General features: G+C 63.0%; 16 protein-coding genes and 1 riboswitch. Of the genes, 5 read left to right on the plus strand and 11 right to left on the minus strand.

Annotated features, from left to right (window positions below; translation table 11 throughout):
* The 5 genes from VG320_RS29255 to VG320_RS29275 all read right to left on the minus strand — a co-directional run.
* The coding region (locus VG320_RS29255; RefSeq protein ID WP_414696157.1) for a proline racemase family protein at positions 1-595 on the minus strand (595 nt) is incomplete at its 3' end.
* A gap of 196 nt (positions 596-791) precedes the next feature.
* Entirely contained in the window at positions 792-1,946 is a 1,155-nt protein-coding gene (locus VG320_RS29260; protein WP_414696158.1) for a branched-chain amino acid ABC transporter substrate-binding protein, read from the minus strand.
* 309 nt (positions 1,947-2,255) lie between these two features.
* The gene (locus VG320_RS29265; protein ID WP_327203569.1) at positions 2,256-3,200 is read right to left on the minus strand and encodes a dihydrodipicolinate synthase family protein; all 945 of its coding nucleotides are present in this window, start codon (positions 3,198-3,200) and stop codon (positions 2,256-2,258) included.
* 217 nt (positions 3,201-3,417) lie between these two features.
* A complete protein-coding gene (locus VG320_RS29270; RefSeq protein WP_327203570.1) occupies positions 3,418-4,407 on the minus strand; it encodes an NAD(P)H-quinone oxidoreductase in 990 nt (329 codons plus the stop codon).
* A 19-nt stretch (positions 4,408-4,426) separates the two neighbouring features.
* On the minus strand, positions 4,427-5,863 hold the full coding sequence (locus VG320_RS29275) for an NAD-dependent succinate-semialdehyde dehydrogenase (protein WP_327203571.1): 1,437 nt from the start codon (positions 5,861-5,863) through the stop codon (positions 4,427-4,429).
* A 292-nt stretch (positions 5,864-6,155) separates the two neighbouring features.
* Here VG320_RS29275 and VG320_RS29280 point away from each other — a divergent pair, with 292 nt between their 5' ends.
* Complete coding sequence (locus VG320_RS29280; protein ID WP_327203572.1) at positions 6,156-7,124, plus strand: LysR family transcriptional regulator; 969 nt, start codon at positions 6,156-6,158, stop codon at positions 7,122-7,124.
* 16 nt (positions 7,125-7,140) lie between these two features.
* Here the strand turns inward: VG320_RS29280 and VG320_RS29285 are convergent, their stop codons facing one another.
* Together VG320_RS29285 and VG320_RS29290 are read right to left on the minus strand one after the other, a co-directional pair.
* Positions 7,141-8,145, minus strand: coding sequence for a zinc-binding dehydrogenase (locus VG320_RS29285; protein WP_327203573.1), 1,005 nt, complete (start codon positions 8,143-8,145; stop codon positions 7,141-7,143).
* The gene (locus VG320_RS29290) at positions 8,142-8,657 is read right to left on the minus strand and encodes a lactoylglutathione lyase family protein (RefSeq protein WP_327203574.1); all 516 of its coding nucleotides are present in this window, start codon (positions 8,655-8,657) and stop codon (positions 8,142-8,144) included. The genes VG320_RS29285 and VG320_RS29290 overlap by 4 nt, the downstream gene beginning before the upstream one ends.
* A gap of 94 nt (positions 8,658-8,751) precedes the next feature.
* Between VG320_RS29290 and VG320_RS29295 the strand changes: the two genes are divergently transcribed.
* The gene (locus tag VG320_RS29295) at positions 8,752-9,642 is read left to right on the plus strand and encodes a LysR family transcriptional regulator (RefSeq protein ID WP_327203575.1); all 891 of its coding nucleotides are present in this window, start codon (positions 8,752-8,754) and stop codon (positions 9,640-9,642) included.
* A 15-nt stretch (positions 9,643-9,657) separates the two neighbouring features.
* Here VG320_RS29295 and VG320_RS29300 read toward each other — a convergent pair whose 3' ends face one another.
* Positions 9,658-10,743, minus strand: coding sequence for a porin (locus tag VG320_RS29300; protein WP_327203576.1), 1,086 nt, complete (start codon positions 10,741-10,743; stop codon positions 9,658-9,660).
* A 413-nt stretch (positions 10,744-11,156) separates the two neighbouring features.
* Positions 11,157-11,489 (minus strand): hypothetical protein, encoded by a 333-nt coding sequence (locus VG320_RS29305; RefSeq protein ID WP_327203577.1) that lies wholly within the window; start codon positions 11,487-11,489, stop codon positions 11,157-11,159.
* A gap of 43 nt (positions 11,490-11,532) precedes the next feature.
* A riboswitch (SAM-I-IV-variant riboswitch) is annotated at positions 11,533-11,636 on the minus strand.
* 229 nt (positions 11,637-11,865) lie between these two features.
* On the opposite strand from VG320_RS29305, the gene VG320_RS29310 reads away from it, so the two are divergent.
* Positions 11,866-12,207 carry an FxLYD domain-containing protein gene (locus VG320_RS29310; RefSeq protein WP_327203578.1) on the plus strand — a complete coding sequence of 114 codons (342 nt, stop codon included), beginning with the start codon at positions 11,866-11,868 and terminating at the stop codon, positions 12,205-12,207.
* 56 nt (positions 12,208-12,263) lie between these two features.
* Here the strand turns inward: VG320_RS29310 and VG320_RS29315 are convergent, their stop codons facing one another.
* Entirely contained in the window at positions 12,264-13,163 is a 900-nt protein-coding gene (locus tag VG320_RS29315) for a LysR family transcriptional regulator (protein ID WP_327203579.1), read from the minus strand.
* 109 nt (positions 13,164-13,272) lie between these two features.
* Between VG320_RS29315 and VG320_RS29320 the strand changes: the two genes are divergently transcribed.
* The gene (locus VG320_RS29320; protein ID WP_327203580.1) at positions 13,273-14,844 is read left to right on the plus strand and encodes an MFS transporter; all 1,572 of its coding nucleotides are present in this window, start codon (positions 13,273-13,275) and stop codon (positions 14,842-14,844) included.
* 140 nt (positions 14,845-14,984) lie between these two features.
* On the opposite strand, the gene VG320_RS29325 is transcribed toward VG320_RS29320, so the two are convergent.
* Positions 14,985-16,145: a porin gene (locus VG320_RS29325; RefSeq protein WP_327203581.1), complete on the minus strand. Its 1,161-nt coding sequence runs from the start codon at positions 16,143-16,145 to the stop codon at positions 14,985-14,987.
* A gap of 661 nt (positions 16,146-16,806) precedes the next feature.
* Here VG320_RS29325 and VG320_RS29330 point away from each other — a divergent pair.
* Positions 16,807-17,865: an asparaginase gene (locus tag VG320_RS29330; RefSeq protein ID WP_327203582.1), complete on the plus strand. Its 1,059-nt coding sequence runs from the start codon at positions 16,807-16,809 to the stop codon at positions 17,863-17,865.
* The last annotated feature ends 4 nt before the right edge of the window (positions 17,866-17,869 follow it).

Raw genomic sequence — 17,869 nt, forward strand, 5'->3', positions numbered from 1 at the left:
TGATGCCATTGGCTTCGAGCGCGGCGCGGATCGCCCATGAGGCTTCAGTAAGCGATTCAACGTTGGCGAATTCGAGTTGCTGGCCGTGATCCGCCACGAGAAAGAACCAGTTGCCGCCCCAGGCAATATCGCCATGCACGCGGCCAAGCCCCGGCACATCGAGCGCCACGTTCTCGCGATAACGGTATGCGGGCACATTGCGCACGGTCACGCTATGGTCGGCATGCAGTTCGGCTTCGACAACGCCCACGGGCGTTTCGATGCGATGCACGCCCGGCGCGATACGCCCCATATGGGCGAGCGACACGATCAGCCCGATCGTGCCATGCCCGCACATGCCGAGAAAACCGACGTTATTGAAGAAGATCACGCCCGCCGAACAGGTGCTGTCGTGCGGCTCGCAGAGCAGCGCGCCGACCATCACATCCGAGCCGCGCGGCTCGTTGACCACGCCTGCGCGCACGTGATCGAAATCGCGGCGGAAAATGTCGAGCCGCTCGGCGAGCGGGCCACGGCCCAGATCGGGGCCGCCTTCAACGACGAGCCGCGTGGGCTCGCCGCCGGTATGGGAGTCGATGACGGTTATGGTGTTCATGTCGACAATCGTAGGCATCGCCCGCCTGGCCGTCTTGCTCGAACGCCCCGTGCGCGATGACGATTTCTGCATAACGGACGAGCGGGCAAACGGCGCGGCGAACGACAAAATGAAGCGCCCGGCGAGCGTGAATGATGCGGACCATTCACGGCGTGCGCCGGGCGAATTAGAGGACGTCGAAGGTTTTGCCGCTGTCTTACTTCGTCCCGACCGTTTGCAACGGCTTCCATGCGCCGTTGACGACCTTGTAGACCGTCACGCCGCCGTACTTGAGGTCGCCATACTGATCGTAGGACAGCTCGCTGGTCGTGACGCCCTTCATGTTGGTCGCCTTGAGCGCGGCGAGAAAGACATGGGGATCGGTCGAGTCGGCTTTCTTCATGGCGTTGAACACCGCCATCGTGCCGTCGTAGGCATAAGGCGCGTACAGCTCGACGGGCTGGTTGAAGCGCCTGGCGTAACGCTCGCCAAATGCCTTGCCACCGGGCATCTGCGCAAGCGGGCTACCCTCGGATGCGGCCAGCGTGCCTTCCGACGCGTCGCCCGCCACCTTGATGAGGTTGTCGGACTGCAGCATGTCCGGGCCGATCAGCACCGACTTGATCGCCAGCGAGCGCATTTGCTTGAGCATTGGCGCGGCCTGGGTGTCGGCGCCGCCGTAAAAGACCGCATCGGGATTCACGGCCTTGATCTTGGTGAGAATCGCGCGGAAATCCACCGCCTTGTCGCTCGTGTATTCCTCGTCGACCACCGTTGCGCCCGCGGCTTTGGCGGCCTTGGCGAATTCTTCCGCCACGCCTTGCCCATAGGCCGTGCGGTCGTCGACGATCGCAAAACGTTTGAACTTGAGGCCCTTGACGGCGTAATCGCCGAGCACGCCGCCAAGCTGTGTATCCGAAGTCAGCAGGCGGAACGTCGTGGGAAGGCCCAGGCGCGTGTACGTCGGCGACGTCGCCATCGCGATTTCGGGCGTGCCCGCCTTCGCGTAGATCGGCGCGGCCGGGATGCTCGTACCCGAGTTGTAGTGGCCGATCACCGCAACCACGCCGTCGTCCACCAGCTTTTGTGCGACCGTCGTGCCCGTGCGCGGATCGGCCTGGTCGTCCTGGGCGTCGAGCACGAAGTGCACGGGCTTGCCGCCGATAACCGGGTTGGTGCCGTTCATGTCCTCGATCGCGAGTTGCACGCCGCTGCGGAAATCCGCACCGTAATGCGCCTGGCCGCCGGTGAGGGGCGCGGCAAAGCCGATCTTGATCTCGACCGGCGAAGCGGCGGCATAGGAGCATGGTGCAGCGGCCATGGCAACGCCCAAAGCCAATGCGGTGGAGATGGCCGTCCTCTGAAATTGCATTATTCGTGCTCCTTGATAGTTGATTACCCCGTTACCCGCGTCCTGATGGATCATCCGGGCATTCGCCGCTAGCTTGTCCGGCGTGGCCGGTGGTGGGCTGGAAGCAATATAAGTTTTCAAAAATCGCCCAGTCTTGCGGGAAATCGACAGCGGAAATGCAGAAATCGGCATAGTCATCGTGCACCGCTGAATGCGATTTGCGGGTATACGCGTAACAAGGCGCGTGTCCATGTCGTTTTAAGCGTCTCCATACGAAAAAAGCGCCCAATGGGCGCTTTCTCGTGCTGCGACTCTGCCGGTACTCAAACTTCAGGCATTCACTTCCTTCGACCAGCTGGCGTACCAGTTGCGGAACAGTTCGTACTGGGTTTGGGCGTAACGGCGCTGCGCTTCGCTCAGCGCATCGGTTTCGTTGAAATGGAGCGTATATTCCTTGTCGCCGTTGAGCACCATCAGGTACTTGTAGTACAGCACCAGGTCGGTGCCTTCGTCGAACGACGACAGCACCGCGAGCGCCGCTTCCAGCTCGCGCGCCTGGCGACGCGCCGTTACATCGCCCTTGACGGCCTTGCGGCACAACTCCACCAGGTGAAGCACTTCACGCGGCAACGCATTGCCGATGCCGGTGATCGCCCCCGTCGCGCCGCAATTGACGAAGCCATGGAACACCTGCGTGTCGACGCCGGCCATCAACGTGACGCTGTCGTCCTGGCTGGTGATGTGCTCGGCGGCATAACGCATATCCGCTGCGCCGCCAAACTCCTTGAAGCCGATCAGATTGGGATACTTCGCGCGCAATTCGAAGAACAGATCGGCGCGCGTGGCAAAGCCATAGTACGGGCTGTTGTAGATGACCGCTGGCAGTGCCGGAGCGGCTTCAAGAATCGCGGAGAAGTGCGCCTTCTGCGCCGCCGGCGACGCACCGCGCGACAGCACGCGCGGAATCACCATCAGGCCGTGAGCGCCTACCTTGGCCGCGTGCGCGGCATGAGCAACCGCTTCCTTCGAGTTGACCGCGCCGGTGCCGACGATCGTCGGCACGCCTGCTGCAACCAGCCGCGCCACCCCTTCCTGACGTTGCGCTTCGGTCAGCAGCGGCCAGTCGCCCATCGAGCCGCAGTAAACGACCGCCGACATGCCGAGATCGACCAGCTCGCGGCCCTTTGCGACGAGTGCGTCGAAATCGGGCGTACGCGCTGCCGTGCACGGTGTCATGAGGGCGGGAATCGTACCCGTGAAGATGTTGTTGCTCATGAAGTTTCCTTTGGACCCTGAAAAAATTGGAGGCTGCGTTTCGAACCATGACTGCGCAGAACACGTCCTGCCGTCGCGGGCTGCGCGCCGTTCCGGAGTCGATCGCAGTGACCGTGTTCGTGCCGATAATCGTAGGCAACGCGCGCCGGGCCGTCTTGTTCCCGTGGCCCGGCTAGCATGACGATTTCCGCACAGTGGTTCTCGCGGCAGCGCCCGATTACGGGTCCATCGTCAGGATGATTTTCCCCACGTTCGCCGACGATTCCATGCGCCGGTGAGCGTCTGCGGCGCGCGCGAGTGAAAACGTACTGTCGACCACCGGCTCAAGGCGCCGTCCGCCCGAAAAGCGATTGAGCCAGTGCTCGCGAAAACGTTGGACCATGGCGTGCTTTTCGGCCTGGGTGCGCGATTTCATGACCGTGCCAATAATCTGGATGTGGCGATAAAGAATGGCCTCCAGCTCGACACTCACCTGCCCGCCTCCGCCAAGAATGCCGACCTGCACCAGCCGGCCGCCATTCGCAAGCGACGCGATATTGCGCGCGAAATACGGCGCGCCCACGAAGTCGATCACCACATCGACGCCTTTTCCCCCAGTCCTTTTAGCCACGACATCGGCAAAATCCTGTGTGCGATAGTCGATGGCATGGTCGGCGCCCAGTTGAACCACGCGTTCGAGCTTCGACGCCTCGGCGGTTGCGAACACCGTCGCACCGGTTGCATAAGCCAACTGGACCGCAGCGGAACCTACGCCGCCAGCGGCTGCGTGAATCAGCACGGAATCACCTTGCTTGAGCCTGCCGAGATGCATCAGCGCTTCGTGCGCCGTGACGAACACTTCGGGGATGGCTGCCGCGTGCACATAGTCGAGCTGCGGCGGAATCGGCATCGCCATGCGCCAGTCGATGCGTGCGAGTTCGGCGTAGGCACCGCCGCCCACTACGCCCATCACGCGGTCGCCAACTTGATAGCCTTCGACCGACGCGCCGGTTTCGATTACCTCGCCCGCGATTTCCAGCCCCATGAGGGTCGAGTCGCCGAAATTCGGCCTGCCGTAGCCGCCGCGGCGATGCGTAAGATCGGCGCGATTGACGCCCGCAGCGTGCACGCGCACCAGAAGATCATCGGGGCGCACTTCCGGGTCGGGAACATTGGCAATCTTGAGTACATCGGCGTCGCCGAATTCGTTGAATGTGATGGCTTGCATGATCAGGTGTCCTGTTTTGTCAGATCTGGCTGATGAACTTGCTGGTGAGATAGAACTCGATGCCTTCCGCGCCGCCTTCGGAGCCGATTCCGCTTTCCTTGATACCTCCGAAGGGCAATTCGGTGGCGACAATGCGGTACTGGTTAATGCCGATCATGCCGGCCTCCAGCCCGTCGGCCACGTCGATGGCAGTACGCGCGTCGTTCGTGAACGCGTAGGCAGACAGTCCATAGGGCAAGCGGTTTGCCTCGGCGAGACCATCGCTCAGGTTGTCGAAGCGCATCAGCACCGCGATCGGCCCGAACGGTTCCTCGTGCATCACGCGGGCGTCCATCGGCACGTCGGCGAGCACGGTCGGCTCGAAGAAGTAGCCGTCTGCGGCGATGCGCTTGCCGCCGGCCAGCACCTTCGCGCCGTGCGCCACGGCATCCGCGACCAGTTCTTCCATCTTGGCAATCTGGCGCGGATTCGCGAGCGGGCCAACTTGCGTGCCTGGCTGCATACCGTCGCCGATCTTGAGCGCGCTGGCGGCGCGCACAAAATGGTCGGCGAATTCGTCGTAGACCTCGCGTTGAATCAGGAAGCGGGTCGATGAGATGCACACCTGGCCGGTGCCGCGAAAGCGATTCGCTGCGCCTTCGACAGCGGCCTTTTCGACATCCGCGTCCTTGAAAACCAGCACGGGGCCGTGGCCGCCCAGTTCGAGCGTAATCGGCTTGACGCCCTCGGCGGCGCGCGCGGCGAGCAGGCGGCCGATGGGCACCGAACCGGTGAACGTCACCTTGCGAATGACTGGCGAGGCAATCAGCGTCTTCGACACTTCGTCGGGCACGCCGAACACCACCTGCAGCACGCCTTTGGGCAGACCCGCATCGTCCAGCGCGCGGGCAAGCGCGAGCGCCGTGGCGGGGCTTTCCTCGCCCGGTTTGATAATGACGCTGCAACCTGCTGCCAGCGCAGCGGAGAGCTTGCGGGCCGGCGTGATGGCCGGGAAATTCCACGGCGTGAAAGCGGCGACCGGTCCGATGGCCTGCTTCTTCACCAACTGCTGCACGCCGGGGCGATTGGACGGCACGACGCGGCCGTCGATACGACGCGCTTCCTCGGCGAACCACTCGAAGTATTCCGCCGCGCGCAGCACTTCATCGCGGCTTTCGGCCAGCGGCTTGCCCTCTTCCAGCGTCAGCAGTTGCGCGATGTGCTCCGCGCGCTCGCGAATCAGGTTCGCGCCGCCCTTGAGAATGCGGGCGCGCTCAGCCGGCACCGTGTTGCGCCATACGTTGAAGGCGCGCTGGGTCGCTTTTAAAGCGCGGTCGAGATCCGCTTGCGTTGCCAGCGGGACCCGGCCCAGCTCCTGCAGCGTAGCGGGATTGACGACCGGCGCGCTATCGCGCTCGCTGGCCGCAATCCATTCGCCATCGATGAAAAGATAAAGTGAGTCGTAATGAGCATTCATGTTCGCCTATCCCAGATAGTTAGCAATTCGAATTAATAGACATTGATGCGCGGCCTTCCGATTGCGCTTCGATCGACGTTATCGGATCAAGGTCTGCGCTCAGTGCCTGTCTACGGAATGCAGTCTATGCGGGAAGCGCGGCTGGTTTTAGCCGGGGCAGAAAGAATGAATCTTTCCGTGAGAGGGAAAATCCGGGTGCGAGAGCCGGCCAGGCTTAGCGACAGCGAAATCGGCGCTCGCCTATGATGGCTGGGGCTTCGAGATAGAAATTCAGACGAAAGGAACGGATGGGATGGACAAGTTATATAACATGTCGGTGTTTGCGAAAGTCGTCGAAATGGGCAGTTTCACGGCCGTCGCGAACCACCTCGAAACGACGGTCGGCAACATCTCGCGCGCCGTTTCGGTGCTCGAGGAGTCGCTCGACACGCGGCTCATGCAGCGCTCCACGCGCCGCCTGGTCATCACCGACGCGGGGCGGCGGTTCTATGACCGCTGCGTGGCCATCCTGACCGACGTGGAACATGCCGAAGCCGAGGCGCGCGACGCCCTGCTCGAACCGCGCGGCACGCTGCGGGTGCATTCGGTGCCGGGGCTTGGACGCAAGCTCGTGACGCGCGCGGTGATGGCGTACCGCGAGACCTATCCGGATGTCTCGGTCGATCTGCTGCTGTCCCAGCGCATGCCCAATCTGCTCGAAGAACAACTGGACGTCGGCGTCGTGATTACGCGCACGCTGCCCGACTCTGCGTATGTGAGCCAGAAGATCGGCGTGAGTCATTGCATTCTTGCGGCGGCGCCGGCTTACCTGGCCCGGCGCGCAGCGCCACAATGCCCGGAAGACCTCATCGACCACTCGTGTGTGCTGCTCGGCACCGTGGATTACGCACCGGACGAGTGGCATCTGGAGAGCGTCAGCGGGAGCGCCAATGAAAACGCCACGTTTCGCCCCACCGGATCGCATTTCAGCGTCAACGACATGGACTCGATGGCGCAGGCGCTGCGCGACGGCGCCGGTATTGGCCTGCTCGCAGCATTCTCGGCGATAGACGATCTGCGCAGCGGCGCGCTCGTTCGTGTGCTGCCGCAATACCACACGCAGGTGCGCAACGTGTACGCCGTCTACCCGTCGCGTCAATTCGTCGATGCGAAAATCAAGCGCTTCGTCGAGGCATTGAAAACGCACGTAGGCGAGCATCTAGACGCCTACGCCAGAGAACTGGAAATCGAGGCGGGTACCGCGACGCCCGCCGGTCGCTAAGGGAGGCCGGTGGAGATTACGGCACCCGCACCACCGGCTTGCCGCTGAAATTGCGCTGCCGCAGATCGTCTAGCAGTTGCGCCAGCGCCTCGAACGGTCGCACGATGCGCGTCGGCGGCTGAAGCCGCTCATGGGCGACGGCCGCCAGCATCTGCTCGCCCGCCGTGCGCAGCCCCGTCCACGCGTCATCGTCGCCTTGCTGGTGCAGCGCGCCCAAGGCAACCTCGTGCATCGACAAGGTCAGGCCAAACGGATCGCACGGCCACTGTGGCACGCGGTCCTGAATGCAGACGAGATGCCCATTGGCGCGCAACGCAGCCGCCATGCGTGCGGCGTGAGTGCCGCTGACCGAATCGATGACCGCGAAGTAGCGGCGTCCACCTGTCCACGCATCGCCCTCGGCCAGCGGACCGTCGATGCAATCCGCAGCGCCCAGCGCAAGCAGCCGGTCGCGATGTCGGGCATTGGCCATTGCCGTCACCACGAAGCCGCGCGCCGCCGCCAGTTGCACCAGGTACTGGCCCACCGCGCCGCCCGCGCCGGCGACCAGCAGCGGCTGCCCCGGCTTGAGCGGCACCTTTTCGATCGCCAGCCACGCGGTCAGCGCCGGACAGGGAAAGCTCGCCGCCGTGTCGTAATCGAGCGCATCGGGCAAGCGCAATAGCGCGCGGACATCCACCACCGTGTGCTCCGCGAAACTGCCGTCGCGATGCAGGCTGGTGTGCCAGGCCACGCGGCGGCCCAGCCAGTCGGCCGACACGCCATCACCGAGCGCCGCCACCTCACCCGCGCCATCGACGCCCGGCACATGGCCCGGCTGCCAGTTCACCAGCGCGCCGCCCAGCACCTTCCAGTCGACCGGGTTCAATCCGATTGCCACATTACGCACCAGCACCTGACCCGCTGCTGGCACCGGCATCGGCACATGGCGCAGTTTCAGGTCCAGCGGCGCAGCACTGCCGTGCCAGATCCAGGCGCGATGCTCGGCGCGCGGCGTTGCCTGCACATCTGACGTAGTCACGATTGATAGGCCCCCGCCGAGTACGTCAGCTCGTAGCTATGGCTGTAAATCTCGACGATATTGCCGAACGGGTCTTCCATGTAGACCATGCGGTACGGCTTCTCGCCGGGGAAGTACTCGCGCACCGGCATGCGCTGCTTGCCGCCCGCCGCGACGATCTTCGCCGCCAGGCCTTCCACGTCCGGGTCCTGAACGCAGAAATGGAAAACGCCGGTTTTCCAGTATTCGAAGTTGTTGTCGGGCTTCTGCGCGTTGCGGAATTCGAAGATCTCCACGCCGATGCGGTCGCCCGTGGACAGATGGGCGATACGGAACGATCCCCAGCCCGCGCCGAATACATCGGTGCACATCACGCCGATCGCGCTGTCGTCCTCGGTGATGGTGGTCGGCGGCATGATCAGATACCAGCCCATGACTTCGCTGTAGAAGCGCACGGCGGCATCCAGGTCGGTCACGGACAGGCCGATATGGGAAAAACTGCGCGGATACGGGCGGGGATGGTTTTGCGACATGGGGAACACTCCGTTGGATTCGATTCCTCAAGGGTAGCGCCGCTCAAACCAAACATGCTCTAATGCTTCCTTATCTATTCGATAAGATTTCGTTATGCTCAATCCGCAATGGTTACGCTCCTTCGCTGCGGTGGCGGAATTGGGCGGCTTCACGCGCGCGGCGCGGCATCTGGGGCTCACGCAGGCGGCGGTCAGCCAGCATATGCAGCACCTCGAGGCCGAACTGGGTCCGCTCCTGATCCGGCGCGGCCGCCAGCTCGAATTGATGCCGGCCGGCGTCGCGCTGCTGGCCTACTGCGGTGAAATCGAGCAGGCGCACAGGCGCCTGCAGTTGCAGCTATCCGACACCACGCTCGACAGCGGCGAAGTCAGCCTCATCACGCCGGGCAGCGTCGGCCTGGCGCTTTATCCGCTGTTGCTGGACCTGCAGCAGGCGCACCCGGGTCTGGTGATTCGCCATCGCTTCGCGCCCGATTCCGAAACGCGCGAGGCCGTGCTCGACAAGCGCTACGAACTGGGCCTCGTCACCTTGCGGCCCGACGATCCGCGCCTCGCCGCCGAACCGTTCGCAGAAGAACCGCTGGAACTGGTGGTTCCCGCCGGCGAGCAGGTCAATGGCTGGGCGGATCTCGAACGGCTCGGCTTTATCGATCACCCCGATGGCCGGGCCATGGCCACGCGTCTTCTGTCGCGTCATTTCCCCGGCAATCCGGGTTTGAGCACGCTGCCGCTGCGCGGCTTCAGCAACCAGATTTCGCTGATTCTCGCGCCGGTCGCTCGCGGCCTGGGCTTCACGGTGATTCCCCGTCACGCGCGCGAGGCATTCGTCGATGCGCACGCAATTCGCGTGATCGAATGCGCAACACCGGTCGTCGATACCTTGTGGCTCGTCCATCGTTCGGAATGGCCGCTGTCCTCCCGCGCGGCGTGGGTGCTTAAACAGATTCGCGAGCGGCTGACGATCGGGCCCGCGCGTCGAAGCTGACAAGACGCCGCGCCCTCAGAACTTGTGCACCAGACCGACGCCGATGCCGCGCGTGTCGGTGCCAGGCGTGAGCGCGAGGCCCGAATAAGCCGTGCCGGCCAGCGTATAAGCCGCCTGATTGCGGTTCTGGATAAAACCCGCGGCAGTATAAAGCTCAGTGGCCTTGGACAGCGAATATTCATAAAGCAAGCCAATTTCCTGCGCGTTGTTGCCTTTTCCGGTGCGGTCGTGCAGGTAACCGTACATCACCGAAAGCATGGCGGCTGGCGAAAACTCATAGGAGTCCGATATCTGGTAGACGTCGTGCTGCATGTATTTGGGCGTATTGGTCAGGTTTTCCGTGTGATACGCCAACCAGATGCGGTTGGCGCCAATCCCGTATGAGGCGCCTGCGTTGAATACGCTAAAGACCGCGCCAGGACCGGCGGCCGCCCCACCCGCCAGCGTATAGCTGCCGCCCGCCCCGACGCCCGGTTCGTCGCCGCGTTCGTAGCCGGCCGCCGCCTTCAACGGCCCGTTGGAGTATTGGACAACGACGTTGTAAAACCCGATGCCATTACCCGTGCCGGCACTCGAATCGCGTAATGCCACCATAAATTTCGCAGCAAGACCCGCGTAGGTTGGCGTGTAATACGAGATCCCATTATTCGCGCGGATAATCAGCCCGTTGAAATTATTCATGGGCGACGCGATGCTTTTGACCCACGACGGGTCCATGGCCGCCTGAAGCACATCGTATTGCGGCGAGTTTTGCAGGCCAAAGCGGACTTCACCGAAGCCACCGGACAAGCCAACATAGGCAAGACGATTAAAGGCATCGGCCGGGTTCGTCGCCACACCCGTCTGGCCGGAAAAGGCCTGCTCCAACTGGAAATTGACATGAATGCCGCCACCGATATCCTCGCTGCCCTTAAATCCGTAGCGAGTGGCGAACAGGCCGCCAGGCACCGCACGAACCGCCGAATTGCCTCCGCCTGAACTTTGATAGACAAGTCCATTGTCAAGCACGCCATAGAGCGTAATCGACGACTGCGCTAAAACAGGAAATGAAGCGACGCTGGACAGCACCGCACCTGATGCGAGAGTGATCAATTTTTTCAAGCTGCATCTCCGTCTTTATCCGCATCGGCATAGCGACGCTTTTATAATTGATCGATTATTAATTCGCATATCTAATCAACTATCGATCTATCGATTCGAAAACCGCTAGACGTCACGGTTTTACGGCGAGAAGAGCAGCAAGATTAATGTCGCGACTGGCCATCGGTCCATGGATAAAACTTAGATTGGATGGCATTTTTTGTGATTCAGCCGAAGGGGTAAACCAGTATCGACTTTATGATCGGCGCGCAATTGCGCAATTCGCCGAAGTCCAGCGCGGCAATTCAAAATCGCGAACGACCGTTTTTATTCCGGGAATGGATTGTGCCGGATAGCGTTCGATGCGCTGGATTGCGCCGGGCCGTGGAGACCCGGAATCGACTATCGGTATTGTTCGGTTACTGCGATTCGTATCAGGATGCCGCCGCCACGCCGCGAACGAAATGATGCTCCAGCCGCGTGCGCAACACGCCATCAAGCGCGGCAAGCCGCTGGCGCAGTCGGATCGCCTGGCCTTCCGGCATCTCGCCTAGCGCGATTCTTTGCTCGAGCACGCCGCCGCAGCGGCTGACATTCCAACGGTCCGCCACAATGGTTTCACCTTCAAGCACGGCTGCCGCCGCCGAAACAATCTGCGGATTCAACTGCGATACGACATGAACCGTATGCGTCAAGGCGACGCCGGGAAGGACGTGGGACCAGTCGTTACAGACGGTCTGGGGATCGATAGAGGTCGCTTGGCACATGGTGGCTCCGGATACAGGGTTGATCGAACCGGTGCCAGCCAGACGGCTCCCGCTTCGTTGCCGTCAATCGGCCGCATCGCCTCAAGGGCTTCCACCTTGCCCGGGCAGGCAGGTTGGCGTCGGACACTCCGACTCTGGATGCATATTTTGGTATAACGTTCGCTATTCCGAACTGAAATCCATTATACCGAAATATCGTCGCCAGACAAGACGTCTGTGCGAGCCGCCACACCGAAGCGGCCGCGACGTTACGAAAACCTCGGCCGAATGGCCAGGGCCGTCAAGATCGCCCTCATTCTCGGAATTTCCTCATATGTCCGCATTCGCTCGTGCGCTTCAATAGAGTCGCTGATCAACCAAACGGGAGAAAACTGTCATGAGGAAAATCTTCATCGTTGTTGCGCTCATCATTGCATCGATCGCTTCAATTACTTCGATCGCCGTCTATGCGCAAGGCACGCTGCAGTTGAGCGAACTGCGCGGCGTGGTCGACCCGGGCGGGGTCACGGGCTATATCAGCGGGATTGCGACCAACACATCCGGCGTGCGCATCGACGAGGCCACCATCACGATCAATCTGCTCAATGCCCGTGGCGAGATCCTGGGCACCACGTCGGCAAGCGGCGCCGCCATCGCGCCGGGCCAGCACTGGCGCTTCCGCGCACCCACGTCGATGCCCTACGACCAGTCGGCTGTGGCAATGGTCAAGACGTCCTGACCGCAATAGCGGATATCCGCGGATTTACGTGTGTCGCCCGGCGCATCTGCAAGCGCTCAACCGGCACTGGGCGCTCCCGGCTTGCCCTGCGCCACCAGCCGCAGGAACGCCCGCACGGCCGGCGCTCGTTCGTGCTTGCGATAGACCAGCGCCAGTTCCGACGTAATCGGCTTGCCCGCAATGGGCCGATAAACAATGCCTGGCAGCGTTACGCATCCCGCCAGGGCATCGGGGATCACACCCACCCAGCCGTTCACCGAGACACAGGCGAGCACCGCCAGCAAGCCGCCCGGACGCGCCGCGATGCGCGGCACGAAGCGGCCGCGACGCGCGAGTTCGAGCGTGCCGAAGTCCTGTTCCGGCACCGCGAAGCTGGCTTCGGCAAGATCGGCTGCGCGCAGCGTCGCGCTCTCGGCAAACACCGATCCAGCGGGCACCGCGGCCACGAAAGCGTCGCGTTGCACGGTGGCCAGACGCAAGGAATCGGGCAGCGCGAGCGGCGGGCGCACGTAAGCGATATCGAGCAAGCCGGCTTCCAGACGTCGCCCCACATCGTCCATCGCGACCTCGGTCAGGCTCACTTCCACACGCGGCCATGCGGCACGGAATTCGCCAATCGAGCGTTGCAGCGCACCTGAATACACCGCCGACGACACATAGCCCGCCACGATGCGCCCCGCCTCGCCACGCGCGGCCAGTGCTGCGAGTTCCTCGCCACGCTGCAGATGTTCGAGCGCCGCCGCCGCTTCCGGCAGATAGGCTTCGCCCGCCGCCGTCAGCGAAACCGCGCTACGCGAGCGATGGAACAGCCTCGCACCCAGATGCCGCTCGGCTTCCTGGATATGCCGCGTGAGCGCGGGCGGCGCCATATCCAGTTCTTCGGCGGCGCGCGCGAAATGCAGGTGACGCGCCACGCTCAGGAACGCCCGCAGGTGACGCAGTTCGATACGGCTCATGATTGATAGTTTTGCGAAGCAAATCGCTATTTTATGGCAATGACTCACAACCGTCGATGATGCGACGATGCGGGCTTCCTCTCGTGTTGCCCCGCTACCTGCCGATCCCATGTCCGAACCTTCCGTTTCCAGCGCGAGCGTCGCTGCCGCCCCGCCCGACGCGAGCTTTTCGCAGCGCCATCCGCATATCACGCTCACGCTCGCCTCCGCGACCTGCGCCGTGATCGTGCTCGACACCAATGTCGTCGCCGTTTCGCTGCCCTCGATCGCGCACGCCTTCCACGCGAGCTTCGCGCAGATCGAGTGGGTCGTGAGCGCCTACATGACCGCCTTCGCGGCCTGCCTGCTGCCTGCGGGTGCGCTCGCCGACCGCTTTGGCCGACGCCGCACGCTGCTGGGCGGCCTCGTGCTGTTCGCGCTGGCCTCGTTCGCCTGCGGTGCTGCGCCCACGGCTGCCGCGCTGATTGCGGCGCGCGCCGTCAAGGGCGTGGGCGCGGCGCTGCTGCTTACGGCCGCGCTTGCAGTGATCGCGCACCGTTTCGCGCAGGGCCCGGGACGCGAGCGCGCCTGGGCGATCTGGGGCATGTGCATGGGGATCGCGACAACCCTCGCCCCGTGGATCGGCGGCGCGATTACGCAGTGGGCGGGCTGGCGCTGGATCTTTCTGATGAATCCGCCGATCTGCGTCGCGCTCGGCGTCGGCGCGTGGATCGCCATCGACGAATCGCGCGATCCGCACGCGAGGCGCACCGATGCGCCGGGCAGCCTGTTGTTCGCGGCGTCGCTCGCCTGCGGCGTGTGGGCGTTGATCGGCATCCCCGCGCATGGCTGGGACTCGGCGGCCACGCTGGGCAGGGTCGCGGCGAGCGCCGCGCTGCTGGCCGCTTTCGTGTGCGCCGAGCGCTGGCAGGCGCGCCCGATGATCGACCTCGCGTTGTTTGGCCGCGCGCGTTTTGTCGGCGCGCTGCTGGCGATGTTCGGCTATGCCGCCTGCGCACAGGTGATGATGACGTTCCTGCCGCTCTATCTGCAGATCGCCTTCGGGTTTTCCGCGCTCGCGGCGGGCCTGGGCATGCTGCCGTTCGCGGTGGCGATGATCGTCGGACCATCGCTGGGTGCAGCGCTGTCGCGGCGCTTCGAAACGGGCGGCGTGCTGGGCGTGGGCCTTGCGCTGATCGGTCTGGGCAACCTCGCGACGGCGGCGTGCGCCGCCAGTGGCCACTATGTCTACGTCGCGCTGGCGATGCTCGTGACCGGCACCGGCGCGGGCATCATGAACGGCGATACGCAGAAGGCCATCATGGCGTGCGTGCCGCCGCAGCGTACCGGTATGGCTTCGGGCATCAGCACGACCACGCGTTTCGCGGCCATCGTCACGTCGGTCGGCGTGCTGGGTGCTGTGCTGGCCGTGCGCACTCACACGGCGCTGGCGCAACTCGTCGCCGCATCGCCCACCGCATCGCGCGCCGTCGACGCGCATTTCATGGCCAGTCTGCTCGCGGGCGATATGGCCGATGCGCTGCGCGCAATGGACGCGTCGGTCGTGCAGGTACTATCGCGCGCCGCGCCGCTTGCGTTCGCTCAGGGTTTCGCGTGGGCCTTGCTGCTCAGCGGTGGCTTTGCGCTCGTCGCGGCTGTGGCAGTCAAATGGCTGGCCGATGCGCAGGACGCATCAATCTAGTTGCGCTCACAACAAAACTCGCAATAAAAAACGGGCTTGCTCCAACAGAGCAAGCCCGTTTCGAACATCGGTTGCGAGCGGCACACCCGTGCCGCGCGCTTCGGGCGATCGAATCAAGCAGACTTCGGCCCGAACCCCGATCAGAACGCGTGACGCATGCCGACCGTGACCGCCACCTGCGTATCCGTCGACGACGGCGACAGCGTGTTGATCATGGCGTGCGAGAGCACCGAGCCTTCCGGCGCGCCGTGGACGTTCTGGTACACGCCTTCCAGGTAGAAGTCCGTGCGCTTGCTGATCGCGTAGTCCGTCTGCAGCATCGCCGTGTTCCAGCCCGGGTTCGAGCCGTTGTACGCGCCGTGCGTGTACGTGTAGGCGCCCGAAACCGACCATGCCGGCGTCAGTGCGTACTTGACGTTCGCTTCGAAGTTATCCAGACGCAGCGAGCCCGAGAGCGAGCCTGCCGACGAGTCGCCGCTGCCCAGGTACGTACCTGTGCCGAACGAGAACACGCCCGAAGCATTGTCGATCTGCGAGTGGCTCCACAGCAGGCCGGCGGTGACCGGGCCGTACGTGTAGTTGCCGCCCAGCGACCAGATGCGCTGACGTTGCGCGATGAAGTTCGCGCTGGCGTCGCTCTGCGTGACCGCGCCGCTGCCGCTGCCTGCGTTGTTCAGTTGCAGGTAACCGGCTGCGAGGTTGATCGGGCCTTGTGCGTACGACACCGCGAAGCCGTACGAGCGGTTGTTCGCGAAGTTGCCTGCCTGGTTGCTGAACGAGTACATCGTTTCGAACGTGACGCCGTACCACGTCGGGCTTGCGTACTTGACCGAGTTGTTGATGACAACCGAGTTCGCCGCGAGGTTGTCGTTCTCGAACGGATGCGCTGCGAGGCTGCCGCCCCACGTGTTGAACGAAGCCGAGATCGGGCCGACGAGGTCGTTCATCACATCGAACTGGCGGCCGAACGTGACCGTGCCGTATTGATCCGCCTGCAGGCCGACCCAGGCCTGGGAGCCGAACATGTCACCCGAGAAAGCTTGCGCGCCGTTGTTGAGAACGAAGCCCTGCTCGAGCTTGAAGATCGCCTTCAGGCCGCCGCCGAGGTCTTCCGTGCCCTTAAGGCCGAACACCGTGTTCTGCGTGGAGCTGCTATTCAGTTGCCAGTTGCTGTGGCCCATCTGGTTGTTCGTGTAGACGAGACCGGTATCGATGAGGCCGTACAGCGTCACGCTGCTCTGCGCGTGAGCGGATACTGCAAAAGCGCCAGTGAGTGCGAGGGCGATTAGCGATTTTTTCATGTTTTATGGCTCCGAGTTTGGGCGTTAATTCATTGAATCGAATACGCTTTCCACGCGACACATACCGTTGCGCGCGCACCATTCGCAGATCGATGCGAATCGTGCTTCCAGCACCTCAATTGCGCAATACCCCGATAATCACGAGCGATTATTGCGGACAATGCAATGCCCACCTGCGCTTGCATTCACTGACAAAGCAGGCTCGCCGGCCAATACGCTCGTGACGTCGCGCCGCGTGGAAGAAAATACGATCACGCGCATCATAAGGCTTCGAAAATAAAAATTGCGTCGAAATTGAATCGGCGTTGCGTCAAAAGAACACCTCACAATGCATGCTGAAAATAGCGTTGCAAATGCAGGTGCATGGCGCTTCCCGCATCGCGCTTATGCAGTGCAATGCCGCCCCAAAAACGCGCATGAAACACGATAAATCGGCAATCAAGACGGCTTCGTAAAGAAAATGAAATGTTTTAATGTGGCCGATTGCTAATGCACCTGTTTCGCATCGATTTCAACGGTTGTGAACATCGCAAACTCGCGATGGAAATTCAGACGAAATTCGAATGAGGAATAGCGCTACACATTGAAGTTAGAATCGGCGGTATCAGAAATGCCTGCGCGGCAAGCGACAATCGAGCCGCCAGACTCAAGGAGACACGCCATGACCGTCGATTCATTGCTCAGCGCCGCAGTTGTCTATCGCGGCGGCATCGTCGAAAGCACGCATCGGGCGCATATCGCCGTCGTCAACGCACACGGGCAGTTGCTGCACGCCTTCAACGATCCGCATCGGCTCACGCTGGTGCGCTCGGCGGCCAAGCCCGCGCAGGCGCTGGCCGTTATCGAAACCGGCGCGCTGGAGCGCTTCGGCTTTGACGATGCCGATCTCGCGCTCATGTGCGGCTCGAACAGCAGCGAAGCGCGCCATATCGAGCGCACGCGCAGCATGCTCGCAAAGGTCGGTGCGGAAGAATCGGCGATGCGCTGCGGCGCTCACACGCCGCTATCGGATGCGGTCTGGCGCGACTGGATCAAGCGCGGCTTCGAGCCGACACCGGTCTGCAGCAACTGTTCGGGCAAGCACGTCGGCATGCTCGCGGCCGCACGCGCAATGGGCGCGCCGCTCGACGATTACCATGCGGCGGGTCATCCGCTGCAATTGCGCGTGAAGCACACGGTCGCTGAAGTCTGCGATCTGCCCGACGATGGCGTGCAATGGGGCATCGACGGCTGCAATCTGCCTACGCCCGCTTTCCCGCTCGACCGGCTTGCGCGGCTTTATGCGAAGCTCGCACAAGCCGCTGACGTGGACGCGCAGGATGCGCGCAGCCAGGCGCTCGCGCATATCTATCGCGCCATGACCACGCATCCGGAGATGGTCGCGGGCGAACAGCGCTTCTGCACGACGCTGATGCGCGCGTTTGGCGGCGATGTGGTTGGCAAGGTGGGCGCGGACGGCAGCTATGGGATTGGCGTGCGGCGTGGCGCGCTGAAAAACGCCAGGCGCGGCGCTGACGAAGCCATCGGCATCGCTGTGAAAGTGGAAGATGGCAATGTGACCGCGCTCTATGCGATCGTGGTCGCCGTGCTCAAGGAGCTTGGCATCGGCACGCCGGAGCAACTGGCCGCGCTGCGCGCATTCGACAAGCCGCCAATCCGCAACACGATGGGCGTGGAAACCGGCTGGCTGGAAGTGCGCGGCGATCTGTTCGGGCGATAACGCA

Source organism: Paraburkholderia sp., from assembly GCF_035948235.1.
Lineage (GTDB): Bacteria > Pseudomonadota > Gammaproteobacteria > Burkholderiales > Burkholderiaceae > Paraburkholderia.

What these genes read in the sequence shown, in the direction of transcription:
- VG320_RS29290 (WP_327203574.1), bottom strand. Translation starts at nt 8,657, where the DNA reads ATGTCGCAAAACCATCCCCGCCCGTATCCGCGCAGTTTTTCCCATATC.
- VG320_RS29275 (WP_327203571.1), bottom strand. Translation starts at nt 5,863, where the DNA reads ATGAATGCTCATTACGACTCACTTTATCTTTTCATCGATGGCGAATGG.
- VG320_RS29270 (WP_327203570.1), bottom strand. Translation starts at nt 4,407, where the DNA reads ATGCAAGCCATCACATTCAACGAATTCGGCGACGCCGATGTACTCAAG.
- VG320_RS29280 (WP_327203572.1), top strand. Translation starts at nt 6,156, where the DNA reads ATGGACAAGTTATATAACATGTCGGTGTTTGCGAAAGTCGTCGAAATG.
- VG320_RS29315 (WP_327203579.1), bottom strand. Translation starts at nt 13,163, where the DNA reads ATGAGCCGTATCGAACTGCGTCACCTGCGGGCGTTCCTGAGCGTGGCG.
- VG320_RS29260 (WP_414696158.1), bottom strand. Translation starts at nt 1,946, where the DNA reads ATGCAATTTCAGAGGACGGCCATCTCCACCGCATTGGCTTTGGGCGTT.
- VG320_RS29295 (WP_327203575.1), top strand. Translation starts at nt 8,752, where the DNA reads ATGCTCAATCCGCAATGGTTACGCTCCTTCGCTGCGGTGGCGGAATTG.
- VG320_RS29305 (WP_327203577.1), bottom strand. Translation starts at nt 11,489, where the DNA reads ATGTGCCAAGCGACCTCTATCGATCCCCAGACCGTCTGTAACGACTGG.
- VG320_RS29330 (WP_327203582.1), top strand. Translation starts at nt 16,807, where the DNA reads ATGACCGTCGATTCATTGCTCAGCGCCGCAGTTGTCTATCGCGGCGGC.
- VG320_RS29325 (WP_327203581.1), bottom strand. Translation starts at nt 16,145, where the DNA reads ATGAAAAAATCGCTAATCGCCCTCGCACTCACTGGCGCTTTTGCAGTA.
- VG320_RS29320 (WP_327203580.1), top strand. Translation starts at nt 13,273, where the DNA reads ATGTCCGAACCTTCCGTTTCCAGCGCGAGCGTCGCTGCCGCCCCGCCC.
- VG320_RS29310 (WP_327203578.1), top strand. Translation starts at nt 11,866, where the DNA reads ATGAGGAAAATCTTCATCGTTGTTGCGCTCATCATTGCATCGATCGCT.
- VG320_RS29265 (WP_327203569.1), bottom strand. Translation starts at nt 3,200, where the DNA reads ATGAGCAACAACATCTTCACGGGTACGATTCCCGCCCTCATGACACCG.